At 42.9% G+C, this 20,959-nt stretch carries 20 protein-coding genes; all 20 read left to right on the plus strand.

Annotated features, from left to right (window positions below):
• Nucleotides 1-41: 41 nt before the first annotated feature.
• A complete protein-coding gene (gene hpt / locus H9647_RS22900) occupies nt 42-581 on the plus strand; it encodes a hypoxanthine phosphoribosyltransferase (RefSeq protein ID WP_191804417.1) in 540 nt (179 codons plus the stop codon).
• Between the two features lie 100 nt (nt 582-681).
• Nucleotides 682-2,718, plus strand: a complete 2,037-nt coding sequence (gene ftsH / locus H9647_RS22905) for an ATP-dependent zinc metalloprotease FtsH (protein ID WP_191804419.1) — start codon at nt 682-684, stop codon at nt 2,716-2,718.
• Between the two features lie 238 nt (nt 2,719-2,956).
• Nucleotides 2,957-3,895, plus strand: a complete 939-nt coding sequence (gene nadA, locus H9647_RS22910; protein WP_191804421.1) for a quinolinate synthase NadA — start codon at nt 2,957-2,959, stop codon at nt 3,893-3,895.
• Nucleotides 3,896-3,992: 97 nt separating this feature from the next.
• The gene (nadB, locus tag H9647_RS22915) at nt 3,993-5,612 is read left to right on the plus strand and encodes an L-aspartate oxidase (RefSeq protein ID WP_191804423.1); all 1,620 of its coding nucleotides are present in this window, start codon (nt 3,993-3,995) and stop codon (nt 5,610-5,612) included.
• Complete coding sequence (gene nadC / locus H9647_RS22920) at nt 5,602-6,468, plus strand: carboxylating nicotinate-nucleotide diphosphorylase (RefSeq protein ID WP_191804425.1); 867 nt, start codon at nt 5,602-5,604, stop codon at nt 6,466-6,468. The genes nadB and nadC overlap by 11 nt, the downstream gene beginning before the upstream one ends.
• Before the next feature lie 6 nt (nt 6,469-6,474).
• The gene (locus tag H9647_RS22925; RefSeq protein WP_191804427.1) at nt 6,475-7,242 is read left to right on the plus strand and encodes a type III pantothenate kinase; all 768 of its coding nucleotides are present in this window, start codon (nt 6,475-6,477) and stop codon (nt 7,240-7,242) included.
• 183 nt (nt 7,243-7,425) lie between these two features.
• The gene (gene hslO / locus H9647_RS22930) at nt 7,426-8,310 is read left to right on the plus strand and encodes an Hsp33 family molecular chaperone HslO (RefSeq protein ID WP_318245362.1); all 885 of its coding nucleotides are present in this window, start codon (nt 7,426-7,428) and stop codon (nt 8,308-8,310) included.
• 26 nt (nt 8,311-8,336) lie between these two features.
• A complete protein-coding gene (locus H9647_RS22935; protein WP_191804429.1) occupies nt 8,337-9,281 on the plus strand; it encodes a peptidyl-prolyl cis-trans isomerase in 945 nt (314 codons plus the stop codon).
• A gap of 192 nt (nt 9,282-9,473) precedes the next feature.
• On the plus strand, nt 9,474-10,412 hold the full coding sequence (cysK, locus tag H9647_RS22940) for a cysteine synthase A (RefSeq protein ID WP_191804431.1): 939 nt from the start codon (nt 9,474-9,476) through the stop codon (nt 10,410-10,412).
• A 179-nt stretch (nt 10,413-10,591) separates the two neighbouring features.
• Entirely contained in the window at nt 10,592-12,190 is a 1,599-nt protein-coding gene (locus H9647_RS22945; protein ID WP_191804433.1) for an anthranilate synthase component I family protein, read from the plus strand.
• Nucleotides 12,191-12,204: 14 nt separating this feature from the next.
• Nucleotides 12,205-12,780 (plus strand): aminodeoxychorismate/anthranilate synthase component II, encoded by a 576-nt coding sequence (gene pabA / locus H9647_RS22950; protein WP_191804435.1) that lies wholly within the window; start codon nt 12,205-12,207, stop codon nt 12,778-12,780.
• A 1-nt stretch (nt 12,781) separates the two neighbouring features.
• Entirely contained in the window at nt 12,782-13,681 is a 900-nt protein-coding gene (locus H9647_RS22955; RefSeq protein ID WP_191804461.1) for an aminotransferase class IV, read from the plus strand.
• On the plus strand, nt 13,668-14,522 hold the full coding sequence (folP, locus tag H9647_RS22960) for a dihydropteroate synthase (protein ID WP_191804437.1): 855 nt from the start codon (nt 13,668-13,670) through the stop codon (nt 14,520-14,522). Before H9647_RS22955 ends, folP begins: the two co-directional genes overlap by 14 nt.
• Before the next feature lie 2 nt (nt 14,523-14,524).
• On the plus strand, nt 14,525-14,893 hold the full coding sequence (folB, locus tag H9647_RS22965; protein WP_191804439.1) for a dihydroneopterin aldolase: 369 nt from the start codon (nt 14,525-14,527) through the stop codon (nt 14,891-14,893).
• A gap of 6 nt (nt 14,894-14,899) precedes the next feature.
• Nucleotides 14,900-15,445: a 2-amino-4-hydroxy-6-hydroxymethyldihydropteridine diphosphokinase gene (gene folK, locus H9647_RS22970; protein ID WP_191804441.1), complete on the plus strand. Its 546-nt coding sequence runs from the start codon at nt 14,900-14,902 to the stop codon at nt 15,443-15,445.
• Nucleotides 15,442-15,594, plus strand: coding sequence for a helix-turn-helix domain-containing protein (locus H9647_RS22975; RefSeq protein ID WP_404822650.1), 153 nt, complete (start codon nt 15,442-15,444; stop codon nt 15,592-15,594). The genes folK and H9647_RS22975 overlap by 4 nt, the downstream gene beginning before the upstream one ends.
• A gap of 104 nt (nt 15,595-15,698) precedes the next feature.
• Complete coding sequence (dusB, locus tag H9647_RS22980) at nt 15,699-16,742, plus strand: tRNA dihydrouridine synthase DusB (RefSeq protein WP_191804444.1); 1,044 nt, start codon at nt 15,699-15,701, stop codon at nt 16,740-16,742.
• A gap of 195 nt (nt 16,743-16,937) precedes the next feature.
• Nucleotides 16,938-17,414, plus strand: a complete 477-nt coding sequence (gene greA, locus H9647_RS22985) for a transcription elongation factor GreA (protein ID WP_191804446.1) — start codon at nt 16,938-16,940, stop codon at nt 17,412-17,414.
• Between the two features lie 202 nt (nt 17,415-17,616).
• A complete protein-coding gene (lysS, locus tag H9647_RS22990; protein ID WP_191804448.1) occupies nt 17,617-19,128 on the plus strand; it encodes a lysine--tRNA ligase in 1,512 nt (503 codons plus the stop codon).
• A gap of 138 nt (nt 19,129-19,266) precedes the next feature.
• Nucleotides 19,267-20,607, plus strand: coding sequence for a TrkH family potassium uptake protein (locus H9647_RS22995; RefSeq protein WP_191804450.1), 1,341 nt, complete (start codon nt 19,267-19,269; stop codon nt 20,605-20,607).
• The last annotated feature ends 352 nt before the right edge of the window (nt 20,608-20,959 follow it).

Genomic DNA, 20,959 nt, shown 5'->3' on the forward strand with positions numbered 1-20,959 from the left:
GATAAGACTTTCATAGTATAACTTTAGGGGGTTCACTAACGTTGCAGAACGATATTCAAGAAATTTTAATTAGTGAAGAAGAAATTCAAGGTAAAATCAAGGAACTAGGCGAAGTATTAAGCAAGGAATTCGCTGATCGTAATCCTTTAGTCATTTGTGTACTTAAAGGTGCGTTTATATTTATGGCTGATTTGGTTAAAAACATAACAGTGCCTCTTGAAATGGACTTTATGGCTGTATCAAGTTACGGTGCTTCTACCAAGTCTTCCGGTGTAGTCAAGATCATCAAGGATTTAGATCAAACTGTTGAGGGACGCGATGTTCTTATTGTAGAAGATATCATCGATAGTGGGCTTACACTCAGCCATCTGATTGAACTTCTGCAAAACAGAGGTGCTAAATCAACTACGGTGGTTACCTTGTTTGATAAACCATCTGGCCGTTCTGTTAATCTTGAAGCAGATTACACAGGATTTGTTCTACCAGATGCATTTGTAGTTGGCTACGGTTTGGATTATGCTGAACATTACCGGAACCTGCCTTATATCGGAATTCTGAAACCGGAGATTTACACTAGCTAAAATCCCGGCAGAAAAATGATAGAATCGCGTTTGCCCATTTGTTGAGAAGGGCAGAATGGCTATGGTAAAATAACTAAAGTGTCTCGAGAGGAGGTAGGGGATGAATCGGTTCATCCGGAATTCTAGTTTTTATCTAATTTTATTTTTGGTTGTAGTCGGCATCTACCAGGTTATTAATGGTGGAAGTGAAGCAGCTGATACCCCTAAATACAACGAGTTTCGTCAGGAATTATCTGCAAATAACGTAGAGAATTTGAGTATTCAGTTTGATGGATATGCCTACCAGGTAACGGGAGAGTATGTGACCCCACCTGCTGAAAAAGCCAAAAACTTTATTACCTACATTCCTGCTACTGATGCTGCAGTCCAAGAAATTGCGGATGCAAGTGAAGCGAACGGAATAGCAATGGAAACGAAACCGATGAAGGGTGACAGTATTTGGCTGACACTACTAACGTCGTTTATACCTCTTATCTTGATGTTTGTCCTCTTCTTCTTCCTGTTTAATCAGGCGCAAGGCGGCGGCGGAAAAGTGATGAACTTTGGTAAGAGCCGTGCACGTTTATATAACGAAGAGAAGAAAAAGATTACTTTCGAAGATGTTGCAGGAGCAGACGAAGAGAAGCAAGAGCTTATCGAAGTTGTTGAGTTCCTAAAAGATCCTCGTAAATTCGCTGCAGTGGGTGCTAGAATTCCAAAAGGGGTTCTACTGAATGGTCCTCCGGGAACAGGTAAAACACTCCTTGCACGAGCTGTCGCTGGGGAAGCGGGCGTACCGTTCTTCAGTATCTCGGGTTCTGACTTCGTCGAAATGTTTGTCGGTGTCGGTGCATCCCGTGTGCGTGACTTGTTCGAAAATGCGAAGAAAAATGCTCCATGTATCATCTTTATTGATGAGATTGATGCTGTTGGTCGTCAGCGTGGTGCTGGACTCGGCGGTGGACATGATGAGCGTGAACAGACACTAAACCAATTGCTCGTAGAGATGGATGGATTCGGAGCAAACGAAGGTATTATTATCATTGCTGCAACGAACCGTCAAGATATTCTTGACCCTGCACTTCTTCGTCCAGGACGTTTTGACCGTCAAATTACAGTTGACCGTCCTGATGTAAGAGGCCGTGAAGCTGTTCTTAAAGTACATGCTCGTAACAAACCTCTTACAAAAGACGTGAAGATGGATGTAATAGCGAAACGTACAACTGGCTTTACTGGTGCAGATCTTGAGAACTTACTCAATGAAGCAGCCCTTCTTGCTGCCAGACGTAATCGTAAAGATATCTCCATGCGTGAGATGGATGAAGCGATTGACCGTGTAATTGTTGGTACAGAGAAGAAAAGCCGCGTAGTTAGCGACCGTGAAAAACGGATCGTTGCTTTCCATGAAGCTGGTCACACGATTGTAGGTTACTTCTTGGAGCATGCTGATATGGTCCACAAAGTTACAATCGTACCTCGTGGTCGTGCAGGCGGATACGTAATTATGATGCCAAAAGAAGATCGTATGCTCGCAACGAAGCAAGAATTGCTTGATAAAGTAACGGGATTACTAGGTGGTCGTGTATCCGAGGAACTGTTTATCGGTGAAATTGGTACAGGTGCCTATAGTGACTTCCAACAAGCAACAAGTATCGTTCGTAGCATGGTGATGGAATATGGTATGAGTGAAAAACTCGGACCATTGCAGTTTGGTAATGCTCAAGGGCAAGTCTTCTTGGGTCGTGACTTCGGTCATGAGCCGAACTACAGTGATTCCATTGCATATGAGATTGATAAAGAAATGCACCGTATGGTTACAGAATGCTATGAGAAAGCAAAAGATTTGCTGACCAAGTATTCTAAAGAAGTTCATCTTATTGCGGAAACACTACTCGAAAGAGAAACTCTTGATCTTGAAGATATCAAGCAGTTGATCGAAAACGGAGTGATTACCGAAAAAGAAGAAGGAAATACGGGAGGATCCTCTGAAGGCGGAGAACCTATTATCGACAATGTTGGTGATGTGAAAGTTCGCATTCAAGGAAAAGATAACAACGGTGGAACACCGGCAGAAGAAATTCCAAACCATGTTCCTAATCAGCCGGATTCGGAATCTACCCCTCCAATTGATCCAGATAAGAATAAACCTACTTCATAAGGTTGCTATAAACGAAAAACCGGAGAACAGCTTATGTTCTCCGGTTTTTTGTTGTATTACGATGGTTTAGCTCAAATTGCGTCCATTTTGTGAATTGACAGGTAAGGGTGTGCCGTGTAAATTAGTTGTAAACAAAAGGAAGTTCTGTAATAGACTTTGTGAATCGATTAACAAGCGCGATCATACACTGCAAAGTGAACGTATTATTTCGCTATTCCATAAAAGGAGAGGGTCAACAGTGGAGGTTCAGGCACTAGAACGGAAGGCCGAGATGAATCGTGAGTTGAAAGAGAGACTAAAGGTACTAAAGAAGGAACGGAATGCGATTATACTTGCTCATTATTATCAGCGAGATGAAATTCAGGAAGTAGCAGACTTTCGTGGAGACTCTTTTCTGCTAGCTCAGAAGGCAGCAGAAACCGATGCCGAAGTCATTGTTTTTTGTGGTGTTCATTTTATGGGGGAAAGTGCTAAAATTTTGGCTCCAAACAAAAAAGTAATCATTCCCGATGAACGTGCGGGTTGTCCCATGGCGGATATGGTCAACGTAGAAGGACTTCGCAAGTTAAAGGAGCAGCATCCAAATGCAAAAGTGGTTACATACATTAACTCTTCTGCTGAGATTAAAGCTGAGACAGATATATGCTGTACTTCTGCTAACGCGGTAAAAGTAATTCAATCACTTGATGCGGAAGAAATAATATGGGTTCCTGATAAAAATCTCGGACATTATGTTCAGCAGCATACCGATAAGAAAATGATCATATGGGAAGGGTACTGCAATACACATGACATGCTGACGATAAAAGATGTGGTGGAAATTCGTGCTAAATATCCTGATGCAGAATTCGTTGTTCATCCGGAATGTCGCCCAGAAGTGGTTGAGATGGGTGATTTCGTGGGCAGTACTACAGCAATTCTTGAATACTGTAAAAAGTCGGACCGCAAACAATTTATTGTCGGTACGGAAGACGGTACAGGATATCAACTTCGAGTAGACAGTCCAGACAAAACCTTTCACTTTGCGACCAAATTTCTTGTTTGCCCAAATATGAAAGTGAATAACCTTAAGAAACTGGTAAAAGCGCTGGAGACAATGAAGCCGGAAATTTATGTGCCTCCTGCTGTTGCCGATCGTGCACGTTTATCCCTAGAGCGCATGTTACAAGTGAAATAAGATGAAGGGGGAAGCTTTCACAGAGGAAGGTAAGCCCCCTTTTCTATATATGCATGATTACGTGAGCTACTTTATAGGAGACAGGTGAGGATGCCCCATGATTCCTTCTTACTTAATTGATTTGGATATAGCGGCTTTACCTCAAATGGAGACAGATCTGCTTGTTATCGGTACAGGTATAGCAGGATTGTTTACAGCAATCGAGGCAAGTAGGGATCGGCAAGTTCTCTTGATCACGAAAAGAACGTTGCTAGAGAGTAATACGAGATATGCCCAAGGTGGAATTGCAGCGGTTACTGCAGAGGATGATTCACCTGCCTATCATATGCAGGATACGCTCACCGCAGGAGCAGGGCTGTGCCGGGAAGAGGCTGTGAAAGTGCTTGTTAGCGAGGGGCCTCAAAGAGTCAAAGAATTAATTGGTTTAGGGACCACCTTTGATATAGAGAATGGGGAACTCGCGTTAACACAGGAAGGAGCTCACAGTCATCGCCGGATTTTACATGCGAATGGAGATGCAACGGGATACGAGATTGTAAGAGCATTAGCCAAGCAAGTTGCTTCTCATACATCTATTAAGGTATGGGATGAACATTTTGTTATTGATCTTGTAACAGAATCCGGTGAGTGCAGAGGGGCTATTGTACAGGGTGCTGATGGTGAACGAATCTATGTAAAGGCAGATGCAGTTGTACTCTGCTCTGGAGGAGCCGGCCAACTATATCGATATACCACAAACCCGGAAGTGGCTACTGCAGATGGTATAGCTATGGCTTACCGAGCAGGGGCTGAAATACGAGACATGGAATTCATTCAATTTCATCCAACTTCGCTTTGTTATCCAGGGGCTCCTCGTTTTTTAATATCTGAGGCTGTACGCGGAGAAGGAGCAGTGCTCCGTAATATCCGGGGTGAACGGTTTATGCATAAATACCATCCACAGCTCGAGCTCGCTCCGCGTGATATTGTGGCAAGAGCGATCGTTAGTGAGATGGAACTCACGAATGCAACCCAGGTATATCTTGATATCACTCATGAGACCCTTGACCGGATCAAGCTTCGTTTTCCGACAATCTATGAGACCTGTATGAACTATGGGTTGGATATGGCTTCTGATTGGATTCCTGTAGCACCTGCTGCTCACTATATGATGGGCGGAGTGAAAACAGATTTACAAGGAGAAAGCAGCATTCATCGTCTTTTTGCCTGCGGAGAGGTGTCATCTACCGGTGTCCATGGAGCAAATCGACTAGCCAGTAATTCTTTATCGGAAGCCATCGTTTTCGGAAAAAGAATTGTAGATCGCATACGCCAGCTTACTCCTTTAAAGGAATCCATTCCTTTCGTTCCTTCCCTTAAAAGAAAGGAAACTTCCATAGAAGTGGGTTCGATTCATGCTAGAAGACTTGCCCTACAGAAAACAATGGTACGGGACGTAGGACTTCGACGCTCGGAGCCAGGTTTATTACGAGCCAAGTCGGTACTCGAGAAGGAACTAGCTATATTTAATACCAGCCTTACTACACAAGAAGAATATGAGTTTGCCAATCTACTTACGTGCGCCATACTGGTTACCGAGGGAGCACTTCACCGCAAAGAGAGCAGAGGAGCTCATTATCGGGAGGATTATCCCGATTGTAACGATCTTTTGTGGCAGAAGCATACGGTGCAGCAGCGTGAACGTAAAATTGCGGAGGAAGTTAGTCATGCTACTTAATGGATATAATGAGGTACTAACACAATCAATTAAAAGTTGGCTCGGAGAAGATGTTGGTTCCGGAGATATCACAACCTTGGCTACCATTCCCGAGGGTCATCAGTCCAAAGCTGTAATTCATGCAAAAGAAGGCGGGGTTATTGCTGGACTCTCTATTGCAGAACTTGTTTTTCATATCGTTGATCCTTCACTTGAATTTCGTGCAGAAGTAAAGGATGGAGACTTAGCAGTAAAGGGGACAATACTCTGTGTAGTAGAGGGAAGTACGCATAGCTTACTGACAGGCGAGAGGCTGGCCTTAAATTTACTGCAGCGGCTCTCAGGTATTGCGACCAGAACTCGTACTTATGTAGATGTGATTGCAGATCTTCCGGTACGGCTAGTTGATACACGAAAGACAACACCAGGTCATCGTCAACTTGAAAAATATGCAGTACGGGTCGGTGGAGGATATAATCACCGGTTCGGACTGTATGATGCAGTTATGATTAAAGATAACCACATTAAGGGTTCTGGAGGAATAACACAAGCTATTGAACGAGCAAGAGCAGGTATTCCGCACACCATGACAATTGAAGTGGAGACAGAGAACCTATTCCAAGTAAAAGAGGCAATTGAGGCAGGAGCAGATATCATTATGCTCGACAATATGAGTGAAGAGATGATGCGTGAGGCAGTTAGGCATATCCGTGAGGCAGCCCCTCGTGTTAAAATAGAAGCTTCGGGCAATGTTTCTCTTGCCACAATCCGTGGTATAGCTGAGACCGGAGTGGATATTATCTCCGTAGGAAGACTGACTTACTCCTTTGAAAGCCTAGATATCAGTCTTGATTTAAACGAAAAGAAAGGAGGATAATCCTCTTTGATCCTTGTAGTAGATGTAGGTAATAGTAATATTGTGCTTGGTATATACAAGCATCGTGAGCTTCTTCATCATTTTCGTATCAGCACCTCCAGACAGTCAACTGTAGATGAGTACGGTATTCTTACTCATAGCTTTTTTCAGATGTCGGGTATATCAACTTCAGAAATCGAAGGAATTATCATCTCTTCTGTTGTACCGCCGCTGGTGAATGTGCTGGAGGAAATGTGTATTAAATATGTTGGGAAGAAACCGCTTATTGTCGGTCCTGGCATCAAGACAGGGTTGAATCTTCGTTATGAGAATCCTCGTGAGGTAGGAGCAGACCGGATTGTGAATGCAGTAGCTGCGATTGAACAGTTTAACTGCCCTCTAGTAGTGGTTGATTTCGGTACCGCAACGACCTTTGACTGTATAGATGGAGAGGGTAACTACCTGGGTGGAGCCATTGTACCGGGCATCGGGATTTCTACCGAGGCATTGTATCAACGAGCTTCCAAATTGCCGCGTATTGAACTCGAAAAACCGAAGAAAGTAATCGGACGGAATACCATCCATGCTATGCAAGCTGGCATTATTTTTGGTTACGCAGGACAGGTTGATGGAATCGTGGAGCGAATTAAGGAAGAAATGCAAGCTACACCAAAAGTAATCGCTACGGGCGGGCTGGCAGAACTTATTGCAAGCGAGACAAAAACCATTGAAGTGGTAAGTCCAATGTTGACTCTTGAGGGTCTGCGAATTATATATGAGCGCAATAAGGGGTAACCTTACTGAATAAAAGATAATGGAAAAAGGGACAGGCAGTCACCTTTATTCCGTTATCTTTTTCGATTACAATAAAGAGAGTGCCGACTTAGACGAAATTTAAATTTGCACAATCTTCATAAGGAAGCAGTCTGGCTTGCCTTGTGATTTACAAATAGGACGACACAGAAGGAGCATAACAGAATGGAAAAGATGAAAGATAGATTGGTTCGTGGTACCGCTTTAGGTGGACGTGTTCGCGCGTTTTCTATCCGTACAACGAACTTGGTAGAAGAATTGAGAAGAAGACATGATACATTCCCTACAACAACAGCTGCAATGGGGCGGACAGTTACGGCTACTGCCATCATGGGTGCTATGTTAAAAGGAGAAGAAAAACTGACCATTCAAGTAAATGGGGATGGACCTGTTGGTCAGATTGTAGCCGATGCGAATGCTAAAGGTGAAGTGAGAGGATACGTTAAGAATCCGCATGTCCACTTACCAAGCAATAGTAAGGGCAAACTCGATGTAGCGGGAGCTGTAGGTACTTCCGGGTTTATTCATATAACGAAGGATCTTGGGCTCAAAGAACCGTACCGTGGAAGTACTCCAATCATCTCAGGTGAATTGGGTGAAGACTTTACGTATTATTTTGCTAAATCAGAACAAACGCCTTCCGCAGTAGGTCTAGGTGTCTTAGTTGATACCGATAATTCTGTTCTAGTAGCTGGAGGATTTATTATTCAGCTCTTGCCTGGACTGAGTGATAAGGAAATTTCGGCGATTGAGGATGCTATCAGTAATATGCCGCCGGTAACCACTCTCCTGGACCAAGGGCTTGATGTGGAAGAGATGCTCCGCAAGATTCTACCAGATGTTGTAATCCATGAAAGCATGGATATCGTTTTCCAATGTCAGTGTAATCGTAAACGTGTAGAGCAAACATTGATCTCGCTTGGAGAATCAGAACTTACTGATTTAATTGAAGAAGAAGGCCGAGCTGAAGTTGTGTGTCAGTTCTGTAATGAAGCATATGAATTTACGAAAAGTGACCTGGAAACCATTCTTGAGCAAGCGAGAAGCTAAAACCGTTATGGGGTAGATGAGATGGGATGACGAAACAAGAAAAAGGACTTTGGGTGACTGTCGTGGTGCTGAGCGTAGGTGTTATTTTTATGGGGACGTTTATTCTTCGCGGAATGAATGATTCAAGTACAAATACAGACCTAAGTGCTTCAGATTTGAAAGAGCCGGTTGCAAGTATTGCAGGGCAAATGATTTCAGAGAAGCAATGGGTAGATGCACTTAAGACACGTTATGGCAACAAAGTTTTAATGGAAATGCTTAATCGTCAGGCTGTTCTCGCTGAAGCTAAGTTACAAGGGCTGACTGTAACCGAGTCTCAAGTTGATAAAGAATTGCAATCTTCAATGGAGGGCTATTCCTCAGAACAAGCTTTTTATGATGAGATGTGGAATCAATTTGGGATGAGCTTAGAAGAATTGAGGGCAGAGGCAACCTATCAAGTTTTGCTTGAAGAAATTGCAACGAAAGACATTACAGTCAGTGAAGAAGCAGTACAAGAGTACTATGAGGAACATGAAGCAGATTATAAACCCATCCGTCTGTTTGATATTTCTATGATTCAAGTGGATGATCTTGGTTCAGCAAATCACGTTCTTGAACGGATTGAAGCGGGTGAATCATTTGGGGAAGTTGCAGAGAGTGAGTCAACGGATGAATACAGTCGTGAATCCAAAGGGAGACTTGGGCTCATTGAAGAGAATGATCCTTTTCAACCTGAGGAAATGATGACGCTCGCGGAAGAAATCCAAATCGGCGATGTTGCCGGTCCTGTTCAAGTGGATGAACATTATATTATAGTTCGTTTAAACGATATCGAAGAGAAACAAGGTATGACTTATGAAGAGGCAATGGAAGATATTCGAATGATGCTTGCCTTGAATGATTCCATTCCATTGTCAGAATTAGAAAAGCAGCTTCGCAGTAAATATGGAGCTGACATAAGAGTAAAACTGGAGAGACCTGCTTCCTAAGGGAAAGGGTCTCTTTTTCTGTTCTATTTTTTCTAACAATATTGACAATATGGAACAAGGTTGATAATATTAAAGTTATAAATACCTACTGATTTAGTCGGAAATACAATACAACTAGAATACACAGTGGCATATGAAATAGAAAAAGCAATCATTCATTCAACTTCATTTAATCCAAGGAGGGCAATTATCATGGCTAAGGTTGTCAATAATGTTACAGAACTTATCGGTGGAACGCCGCTTGTTCGTTTGAATCGTGTTGTACCTAAAGGTAGTGCAGAAGTATATGTGAAACTTGAATACCAAAACCCTGGGTCTAGTGTGAAAGATCGGATCGCGATCAGTATCATAGAGGATGCAGAGCAGTCTGGGCGTATTAAACCAGGTGACACGATTGTAGAAGCAACCAGTGGTAATACAGGAATTGGGCTGGCCATGGTAGCAGCAGCTAAAGGATATCGTTCGATTATTGTTATGCCTGAGACGATGAGCTTAGAGCGCCGTAATTTGCTTCGTGCATATGGTGCAGAGCTTGTGCTTACTCCTGGATCAGAGGGAATGAATGGTGCGGTTAAGAAAGCAGAAGCGATCGTAGAAGAAAATTCAGGTTACTTCATGGCAGAACAATTTAAGAACCAATCTAATGTTAGAATCCACCGTGAAACTACGGGTCCTGAGATCGTAGAAGCAATTCAGTCCGTGGGCGGTTCTTTGGATGCATTTGTAGCTGGAATTGGTACAGGTGGTACGATTACAGGTGCAGGTGAAGTACTCAAAGAGTCTTTCCCAGACATTAAAATTTATGCAGTGGAACCGGCAGCTTCACCAATTCTGGCAGGCGGGGCTCCAGGTCCTCATAAAATTCAAGGGATCGGTGCAAACTTTGTTCCTGAGATTCTAAATCAGGACGTTTATGATGAAATCATTCATATTGAGAATGAGGATGCATTTGAAACCGCTCGCCAAGTAGCCAAAGAAGAGGGAATCCTCGCTGGTATCTCTTCTGGAGCAGCCATTCGTGCTGCGCTGAAAGTGGCAAAAGAGCTGGGTGAAGGTAAACGTGTCGTTGCGATCGTTCCAAGTAATGGGGAACGTTACCTCAGCACACCTCTTTATAATTTTGAAGGTTAAGACTGACGAGTAGAATACTCGAATTCAATCTTTACTTCTATATTAATAACAAATTATATAACCCTGTGCCGCAACTCATTTGCAGGCACGGGGTTTTTTATCATCTGCTTTTAAAATGAAGAATGCTTTAGTATACTAACAGACAATAGACAAGGTCAGCCTGGAGGAAAGAAGCATACATGAATAAGGTAACTACAACCTACGATGATTGGAAAGCATGGAGCAAAGAGGATTGGACGGTGCTTCCCTATGTAACAAAAATCAAACTCAAGAAGTCACCAGCTCTTCGTTCCTGGAAGCCTGCATGGGAACAGGCTTCTCCCTATGCTTTTGTAATGGAAAGCGGAAAGGACGGGAAATATACCTATCTTGGTTTATGCCCGGTAGCGATCGTTACGGGGAAGGGTAAACAGGCAGAGGTGAAAATTCTCGATGATGCAGAAGGAGCCAACCAAAAGCATAGTTTTCATTCACAGGGGACGATGACAGGAGACCCCCTGCAAATAATCGAAGAGTGGATCGCCCCCTACCGCGCTCCTCGGATTCAAGGGATGCCGCCGTTTTCCGGCGGGGTTGTAGGTTACTTAAGTTATGATGTGGCTCGTTCCCTTGAGAATCTGCCTGAACTTGCTAAAGACGACCCAAGTCTCCCTGATTACATGTGGATGCGATTTGAGGAAGTGTGGACCATTGATCATGAAGAGAATGTGGTCTATTGTTCAGTTTACACGCTCTTAAACAAAGAAGTGCCGTTAGAGAAGCAGTTCAATCAAGCAGCTTTCAGGGCGGAGGCTATGCTTCGTAGCTTTGAGCATATGACGGAGACTGCAGAAACGCCTTATTATATTCGCGAGCAAGCACAGCGGATTCAGCGGCTGGAGCAGGCTAGTGTTGAGGGCGATGCACATATGGATGTGGCTCAGGGATGGGAATCTCCTTTTGATAAGGAAGCCTTTGAACTAGCCGTGAAAAAGGTGCAGGATTATATCGGGCAGGGAGATGTCTTTCAGGTTAATCTTTCATTAAGGCAGGATAAGGAGCTTCATACTTCTCCTGATGATGTGTATGAGTGGCTTCGTGTAATTAACCCTTCTCCTTATATGGGATACGTACAGACACCGGATTTTCAACTGGTAAGCGGTTCTCCAGAGCTGTTGATTAAACTCACGCAGGGTAAAGTCATCGCAAGACCCATTGCAGGAACAAGACGCAGGGGAGCGACCTCAGAAGAGGACAAGCGTATGGCGGAAGAACTGCTTCATACGGAAAAAGAGCGGGCTGAGCATATTATGCTCGTGGATCTTGAGCGCAATGATATCGGTAGAGTAGCCAGATATGGATCAGTGCGTGTTCCCGAACTTATGACCATCGAATACTATTCGCATGTAATGCATCTAGTTTCACAAGTAGAAGGTATTTTGGCTGAAGGTAAAAATGCCTTTGATGTGATTGCAGCTGCATTTCCAGGCGGGACCATTACAGGTGCTCCTAAGGTAAGGACGATGGAGATCATCGAGGAACTCGAGCCAGTGAGACGGGGACCCTATACAGGATCAATTGGCTGGATTTCCTACCAAGGGGATATGGAACTAAATATTATTATTCGTACCCTCGCCGTGAAAGATAACATCGGTTATATTCAGGCAGGAGCAGGAATTGTAATTGATTCAGATCCTTACCGGGAGTATAGAGAATCAAAGAACAAAGCAAGGGCAGTTATGAAGGCTGTACAGTATAGTGAAGAGGCTGCTACGCAGCGAAGCAGAGACGAGAACTAGAGGAGGTTTTTTATATGATTTTGGTTATTGATAACTATGATTCTTTTACGTATAACCTCGTGCAGTATCTAGGTGAGCTAGGTGAGAAAGTAGAGGTACGCCGGAATGATGAAATCGATATTCCAGGGATTGAAGCACTTGCCCCGGATCATATCTTAATTTCGCCAGGCCCATGTACACCAAATGAAGCAGGGATCAGTCTTGAGTTACTGCATCATTTCAAAGGTAAAATTCCAATGTTTGGGGTCTGCCTTGGACATCAAGCGATCGGACAGGCTTTTGGAGGAAACGTCGTTAGGGCAGAACGTTTGATGCATGGTAAAACATCACCTATTCATCATGGGGGAGCGTCTGTGTTTGAAGGAATTCCATCTCCTTTTACAGCTACGAGATACCATTCTCTACTCGTGGAGAGAGAGAGTCTTCCTGACTGCCTGGAGATTACGGCAGAGACGGAAGAAGGAGAGATTATGGGACTCAGACATAAAGAATATGCGATTGAGGGCGTACAATTTCATCCGGAATCTATCGTTACCGATTATGGTCATCATATGCTCCGCAACTTTCTACGTCAGAAAGCACATGTATAAGATGAAATACGTCATGATGAATGGGCAATTAATCGAGACAACGAAAGCCGCGATTCCTGTGATGGATCACGGCTTCTTGTACGGGATGGGTTTATTTGAGACTTTTCGAACCTATGGGGGCAAACCTTCTTTGCTGTCTCGTCATCTTCAAAGGCTTTCTCAAGGCTGTGAGGAATTAGGGATTCCTTTTCGTGCGGAAGAACATAAACTAGAGATGCTTATTCGCGAGCTGCTGGAAGTGAACGGGCTTAGTGACGGATATATTCGATACACGGTTTCGGCAGGCGAAGAAATTCTAGGTTTGCCTTCGGCAGACTATCGTGAGCCGAGTCACCTTATTTTTGCTAAAGAACTGCCTGTTCTAGATGAAGCTTGGTATATCAAAGGAAAACCTCTTCAATTGCTGAAGACGATGAGAAATACGCCCGAGGGTGAGATTCGATATAAATCTTTGCACTACATGAATAACATTCTTGCGAAGAGAGAGCTTATGCAGTATAAGCGGGCAGTACAGTCTCAAGCGGAAGGTTTAATGTTGACCAAAGAGGGGCATCTTGCTGAAGGGATTGTCAGTAATCTTTTTTTTATAACCAAAGGTGTTCTTTATACGCCCGAATTAAGCACAGGTATCTTGCCTGGCATTACAAGAGCGGTTGTTCTTGAAGCTGCGGGTGACCTAGGTATTCCGGTAGTAAAAGGATTATTCACAACTCAGCACCTATCTCAGGCGGATGAGATTTTTATGACCAGTTCCATACAAGAACTAATCCCAATAACAGCGCTGCTTGGTTTTCCGGAAGGGGAAGTGATTCAGGTTCAGGATGGAAAAATGGGACCGAATACACGCAGACTGCTGGATTTATACCGAAAGAAAGCAGGTAGAGAAGATGTTGAAACCTAAATTATATAAACGTACATATCAGCGCGGAGAAATGACGCTAAAGCTGGGTGACAGAACACTGATTATGGGGATTGTTAACGTAACTCCGGATTCATTCTCCGATGGGGGACAATACAATTCTGTAGATCGCGCAGTTGCTCATGCTATAGAACTCTACGAACAAGGAGCAGATATCATTGATATTGGCGGTGAATCTACTCGCCCAGGACACACTGTGATTTCGAGTGAAGAAGAAATTGCACGAGTAGTCCCTGTCATTGAATCTCTACATAAAGTAGCACCGCATATCCCAATCTCTATTGATACTTATAAAGCAGATGTAGCGAGAGCTGCTATAGATGCAGGAGCTCATATTATTAATGATGTTTGGGGTCTCAAAGCTGATCAGAATATGGCATCACTCGTGTACGAGAAGAGCTGTCCTGTTATCCTGATGCACAATCGTGAGAACACCGATTACGATAATTTTATTACCGACGCAGTCACTGATCTAAAAGAAAGCATAGAGATTGCTTTGCAAGCTGGCATTCATAAAGATCATATTATTCTTGACCCAGGTATCGGATTTGCGAAAAGCTATGAGCAAAACTTACAAATGATGATATCATTAGGTGCACTGGTGGAGCTTGGCTACCCTGTTCTGCTCGCTACCTCTCGCAAGCGGTTTATTCGGAATACACTGCAATTGCCAGTGAATGATCTAGTCGAGGGAACGGCAGCGACTGTGGCTTTTGGAATTGCTCAAGGAGCACAAATTGTACGAGTTCATGATGTAGCTCAAATCAAGCGTACAGTAGACATGTGTGATGCTATGCTGTACCAAGGAAGAGAGGAATTATAATAATGGATAAAATGAAACTTCACCGGATGGAATACTTTGGATATCACGGGGTATTTGAGGAAGAACGAAAACTTGGACAGCGATTCTATATTGATCTAGAGCTCGATATGGACTTACAAGAAGCTGGTATTCATGACGATCTTACCAAAACGATAAATTACGCAGAAATTCACGAACATGTGAAAAATATCGTTGAAAACAAGTCATTCCAATTAATTGAAGCTTTAGGTGAATATATTGCATCTTCCCTACTTGAGACTTATACTAGTGTGGATGCGCTTGTAGTCAAGGTAACGAAACCGCATCCTCCTTTCGATATTCATTTTGAAGGGGTTACAGTAGAACTTCATCGTACTAGGAAAGTAGGATAACGACTCATGAATGCACAGTCAACCTCTGATACGTCAGAGGCTTATATTGCTTTAGGGGCAAATTTAGGCGATCGGGAGCAGACGCTTATGTCTGCAATAATGATGCTGGACAAACAAGAAGATATTAAGGTTACTGCTTGTTCTGATTTATACGAAACAGATCCAGTAGGTTATACTGATCAGCCTGCTTTTATTAATATGGCTATTTCTGTGAATACTACACTGTCCCCTCAGGAACTGCTGGATCGTATGCTTGAGATCGAGAACCAGCTAGGGCGTGTTCGTCATATCAGATGGGGCCCAAGAACCGTGGATCTCGACTTGTTATGGTATGAAGGAGTAGAGATGAATACAGAAACACTCATTCTTCCGCACCCAAGAATGCAGGAGAGAGCTTTCGTGTTAGTTCCATTATCCGATGTTGTCCGTGAAAAATCAGACAACATTTCTTATTTTGTACAAACAGCTATAGAGAGCCTGGATGAAAGGGATGGAATACGGCGGTGGAAAACATGCAACTGGCCAGACGAATCCGCGCTTTCCGGAAATTGAAAGGTGTAACTCAGCAGTCTCTAGCAGAGCAAACAGGCATATCTCTCGCTATGCTAGGTATGATTGAACGGGGAACTCGTGTTCCAACAGAGGAGCAGCTTGTTAGAATCGCAGATGTTCTTGCTATCTCCCTGGCGGAGTTTAAATAGGAGACGCAGTGGGTTATTTTTTGAAAAAGTAACTTGAACGTTTAATTGTGATAAATATAAATGTTTTAGAAATCAACAGATTAAAAGGAGTGATACGAAATCCTATGCTTAAGATCGCTGATATTGAAATGAAGAATCAGGTCGTTGTTGCTCCTATGGCAGGAGTAAGTAATCCGGCTTTTCGCCTCATTGCTAAAGAATTTGGCGCTGGGTTAGTCTGCGCTGAAATGGTCAGCGATAAAGGAATTCTAAATGGTAATAAGCGTACGCGAGAAATGCTATTTGTTGATGAACGGGAAAAGCCGCTTAGTCTGCAAATCGTTGGCGGTAACAGAGAAACTTTGGTTGCTGCTGCGAAGGTTGTTGACCAAGAAACGAATGCAGATATTATTGATATTAACATGGGCTGTCCTGCCCCCAAAATTAACAAAAGTGATGCGGGAGCTCGTTGGCTCTTAGATCCGAATAAAATATATGAGATGGTGTCTGCTGTAGTGGATGCTGTATCCAAACCAGTTACTGTAAAAATGCGTATCGGTTGGGATCATGATCATATCTATGCTGTCGAAAATGCACGCGCAGTGGAAAGTGCCGGAGGGAAAGCGATAGCTTTGCACGGTAGAACAAGGGAGCAATTGTATACTGGCCGTGCAGACTGGGATATTATAAAGGAAGTTAAGGATTCGGTTTCCATTCCGATTATTGGGAACGGCGATATTTCTTCACCAGAAGAAGCAAAACGAAGACTCGAAGAATCCGGAGTAGACGGAGTTATGATCGGTCGTGCTGCTCTTGGTAATCCATGGATGCTATATAGAACCATTGAGTACCTTGAGAAGGGTGTGTTGCCGCCAGACCCGACGCCGGAAGAAAAAATGCGAATTGCCATACTGCACATGGATCGATTAATTGACCTAAAAGGGGAAAATGTAGCAGTACGTGAAATGCGTAAGCATCTATCATGGTATCTGAAAGGACTCAAAGGTTCTGCACGAATTAAAGATGCCATTATGGAAGGAACCAAGCGAGACGAGATGGTTGATATACTGACGAATTATATGGAAAACCTGCCTCGTAACGAGTCAAATACAGAAACAGACAATCAAGAAATCGATCAGGAGCCAATAAATACCGACTGTGCTTGCTAAGGCTATAGGAGAGAACATTGACTTTTCAATATCGTTAACCTATAATTTTTTGGTATAAATTCGGCAAGATGGTTTTATGTTCAAGAGACACCCAAGAGAACGAATTGTTCTGTTTTTTTAAGATTAGCATATCGTTTTTTAAATGAATTTTTGAATTAGTTCCATATTATTCCCATGACAGGAGAATCGGTTAACATGAGCGATAAAGAAGTCATTCTTACCCAAGAGGGGCTCAAGAAGCTTGAGGACGAACTCGAGAACTTGAAGTCTGTAAAACGCCGTGAAGTAGCAGAACGGATTAAAGTAGCCATTGGTTATGGTGATATTAGTGAGAACTCGGAGTATGAAGATGCGAAGAATGAGCAAGCTTTTATTGAAGGGCGTGTGCTCACTCTCGAGAAAATGCTTCGCAATGCGCGTATCATCAACAGCGACGAGGTCGGCACAGACATCGTAGGAATTGGTGCAACCGTTACAGTTGAGGATATGGAGTTCGGCGATGTGGTTGAATACACGATCGTTGGATCCGCAGAATCCAATCCGCTTCAAAATAAAATTTCAAATGAAAGCCCTGTGGGCAAAGCCATTATTGGTAAAGCCAAAGGAACTGTTGTTGATGTAAGTGTTCCTGCAGGTGTTATCCAGTACAAAATTGTAGATATCAAGAAGTAATCATACAAAAAGGATCGGGATATGAAGAGAGCTTCCCTAGGGGAAGCTTTTTTTCAATCATCTTATTTCTTGAAGGCTTCGTACTTTAGTTCTGTACGAGCGTCTTTTATCAGTATGGCTTGTCTTGTATCTTTTAAGATGCTGTATTGTATGGATATCTGCATTCGAAGATACATAATAATTAAGGAGTTGAATAAGGCAAATGACGGATGAAGTAGTAGGTACAGAACAGGAGCTTAGTGAGCTTTTACAGATCAGACGGGCAAAATTAGACGAGCTTCGAGCTCTTGGTATTGACCCTTTCGGTAAAAAGTACGAACGTACGGATGAAGCCGGTAATATTTTGAAACAATATAGTGACCTGACTAAAGAAGAAATTGAAGAGAAAAATATCGAAGTAAGCATTGCGGGACGTATTATGGCTAAACGTGGTATGGGTAAAGCAAGTTTTGCTCATATTCAGGATCTAAGCGGACGTATTCAAATTTATGTTCGCAAAGATACAGTTTCTGAAGCGCAGTACGATGCATTTACCCTGCTTGATCTTGGAGATATCATCGGTGTGAAGGGTACCGTCTTCAAAACAAAAACGGGAGAAACTTCAATTAAAGTTACTGAGCTTGAAGTGCTTTCAAAATCGTTATATCCATTGCCTGATAAATACCAAGGACTAAAAGACGTAGAACTGCGTTACCGTCAGCGGTATGTGGATCTGATTATGAGCTCAGAAGTACAACAAACGTTTATTTCTCGCTCTAGAATTATTCAGTCCATGCGTCGTTACCTCGATGGCTTAGGCTACTTGGAAGTAGAGACACCAACACTGCATTCCATCGCAGGCGGTGCGGCAGCACGACCATTTATTACGCATCATAATGCGCTGGATATGGAACTTTATATGCGTATCGCAATTGAATTGCACTTGAAACGTCTAATTGTAGGCGGCCTAGAGAAAGTGTATGAAATTGGACGTGTATATCGGAATGAAGGAATCTCAACCCGCCATAACCCTGAGTTCACAATGATTGAATTGTATGAAGCTTACGCAGACTATAAAGATATTATGGAACTTACAGAGAATATGGTTGCTCATATTGCACAAGAAGTTCTTGGAACAACGAAGATTGATTATCAAGGACATGAAGTTGACCTTACACCTTCTTGGCGCCGTGTATCCATGGTAGATGCGGTTAAAGAAGTGAAGGGTGTAGATTTCGGCGTCCAAATGACAAACGAAGAAGCACACCGTTTGGCTAAAGAACATAATGTACCTGTTGAAAAACATATGACATTTGGACATATTCTTAATGCATTCTTCGAAGAGTTTGTTGAAGAAACTCTAATTCAACCTACTTTCGTATATGGTCACCCTGTTGAAATTTCTCCGCTTGCGAAAAAGAATGAAGAAGATCCAAGATTTACGGATCGCTTTGAACTTTTCATCGTGGGACGTGAACATGCGAATGCATTTAGTGAGCTGAATGATCCAATCGATCAGCGTCAGCGCTTTGAAGCGCAGTTGCTAGAAAAAGAACATGGTAACGATGAAGCGCATGAGATGGATGATGATTTCATTCGTGCACTTGAATATGGTATGCCGCCTACAGGTGGTCTTGGAATTGGTGTAGACCGCCTTGTGATGCTGCTTACGAATGCTCCGTCGATTCGTGACGTACTTCTTTTCCCACATATGCGTCACCGTGCGTTGGACTAAGAAGGACAAGCATTTCGCATAAACCAGTTTACAATAGAATCTAGATATATAGAGGAACAGCTGAGCAGATGATGCTTGAGGTTGTTCCTCTTTTAAAGTGTACGAATTGGCAAGGAGTATGAAGAAAGGCGAGATGTAATGAAGAGACGTGTAGGTTTCACCAAAAAGCTGGCCACTCCGCCATTTATATTAGTCGCAGGTATTTTGCTGATCATCGCGATAGGTACAGTATTGTTAATGCTGCCTTTCTCCAACCATAGCGGACACTCTCTTCGATTCATGGATGCGTTATTTACGGCGACTTCCGCGGCTTGTGTTACAGGTCTGATCGTGGTGGATGTAGAAACTACGTTTACCCTTTTTGGTGAAATTGTGATTATGATCCTCATGCAGCTAGGCGGTCTTGGTTTCATGACGATTGCGACCTTGATTGCTCTATTGTTCGGGAGAAAACTATCCTTGAAAGACCGGCTTATCTTAAAAGAGGCGATTAATTCCGATACTATGGAAGGAGTCGTTCGGATCATCCGGAAGGTTCTTATCTTTTCTTTCACCATTGAAGGGATCGCAGCCATTATCTTTACAGCTAGATGGTCAGTGGATATGCCTTTCCTCAAGGCACTGTACTATGGCATTTTTCACTCCGTGTCTTTATTTAACAATGGGGGCTTTGATCTGTTCGGCAATAGCTTTCAAAATTACACTGGTGATTGGTTGTTCAATACGATCGCGAGCATACTAGTTATATCGGGCGGGTTAGGGTTTGTCGTGCTCAACGACTTATTCGAATTTCCTAAGAAGCGAAGACTATCTCTTCATTCAAAAATGGTGCTGTCCGTATCCGGCGTATTAATCGCCCTAGGTGCAATTGTACTGTTCGTTTTTGAATTTACGAATACGAAAACGTTGGGCTCACTTGATTTGTCTCATAAGCTCTATGCGTCCTTCTTCCAGTCTGTATCTACCCGTTCATCGGGGACGAGTACAATAGATATAGCAGAACTGCGTTCTGCGACTCAATTCTTTTTCATCTTGCTTATGTTTATTGGGGCTTCTCCTGGTTCAACAGGCGGTGGTATCAAAACAACGACTTTTCTCATTATGATCGGCGCTTTGTTCGCAATGATTAGAGGACAGAAAGATATCGTGTTCTTTCGGCACCGTGTACCGCAAGGACTACTCATGCGGGCGATGACTATTATCATTATTACGCTGGGCATATTTATGGTTATTAATATGCTGCTACTTACCACAGAGGATGCTCCTTTTCTAACAATCATGTTTGAGACGGCATCAGCTGTAGGGACAGTTGGGCTTTCGGTGGGATTAACACCAGAACTGACTGAATGGGGAAAACTGATTATTACGGTTACGATGTTTATCGGTCGTATTGGTCCACTTACCATTGCTTATGCGATCAGACCAAAACAAACAAAGAATCTATATCGCCATCCAGAGGGGCGAATCATCATCGGATAATGGAAGTATATAAAGAGAGTATATATAGAAGAGGGGCTCTGGTTTAATTAACAGAGCCTCTTTTATTATTATTAATTGAGGTCTTAAACTTTTCAAAAAAAGACTTGCATAATTTTTATCAGCATGGTATATTCTAATTCCGGCCAAGAAGTTAGCCAGTAAGCAACACACTGAATAACAAGCTTCATAAAACGAAGTTAATAAACTTCGAAAAAAAGCTTGCATTTCTAAACCGGACATGATATGATATAAAAGTTGACAGCGAAAGTTGTTAACGAGATTGATCTTTGAAAACTGAACAACGAGGAGTTTTACGCAAGTAAAACTCGTGAGTGAATTAATACAAATTCAA

Origin of the sequence: Paenibacillus gallinarum (genome assembly GCF_014836635.1) — a bacterium.
GTDB lineage: Bacteria > Bacillota > Bacilli > Paenibacillales > Paenibacillaceae > Paenibacillus > Paenibacillus gallinarum.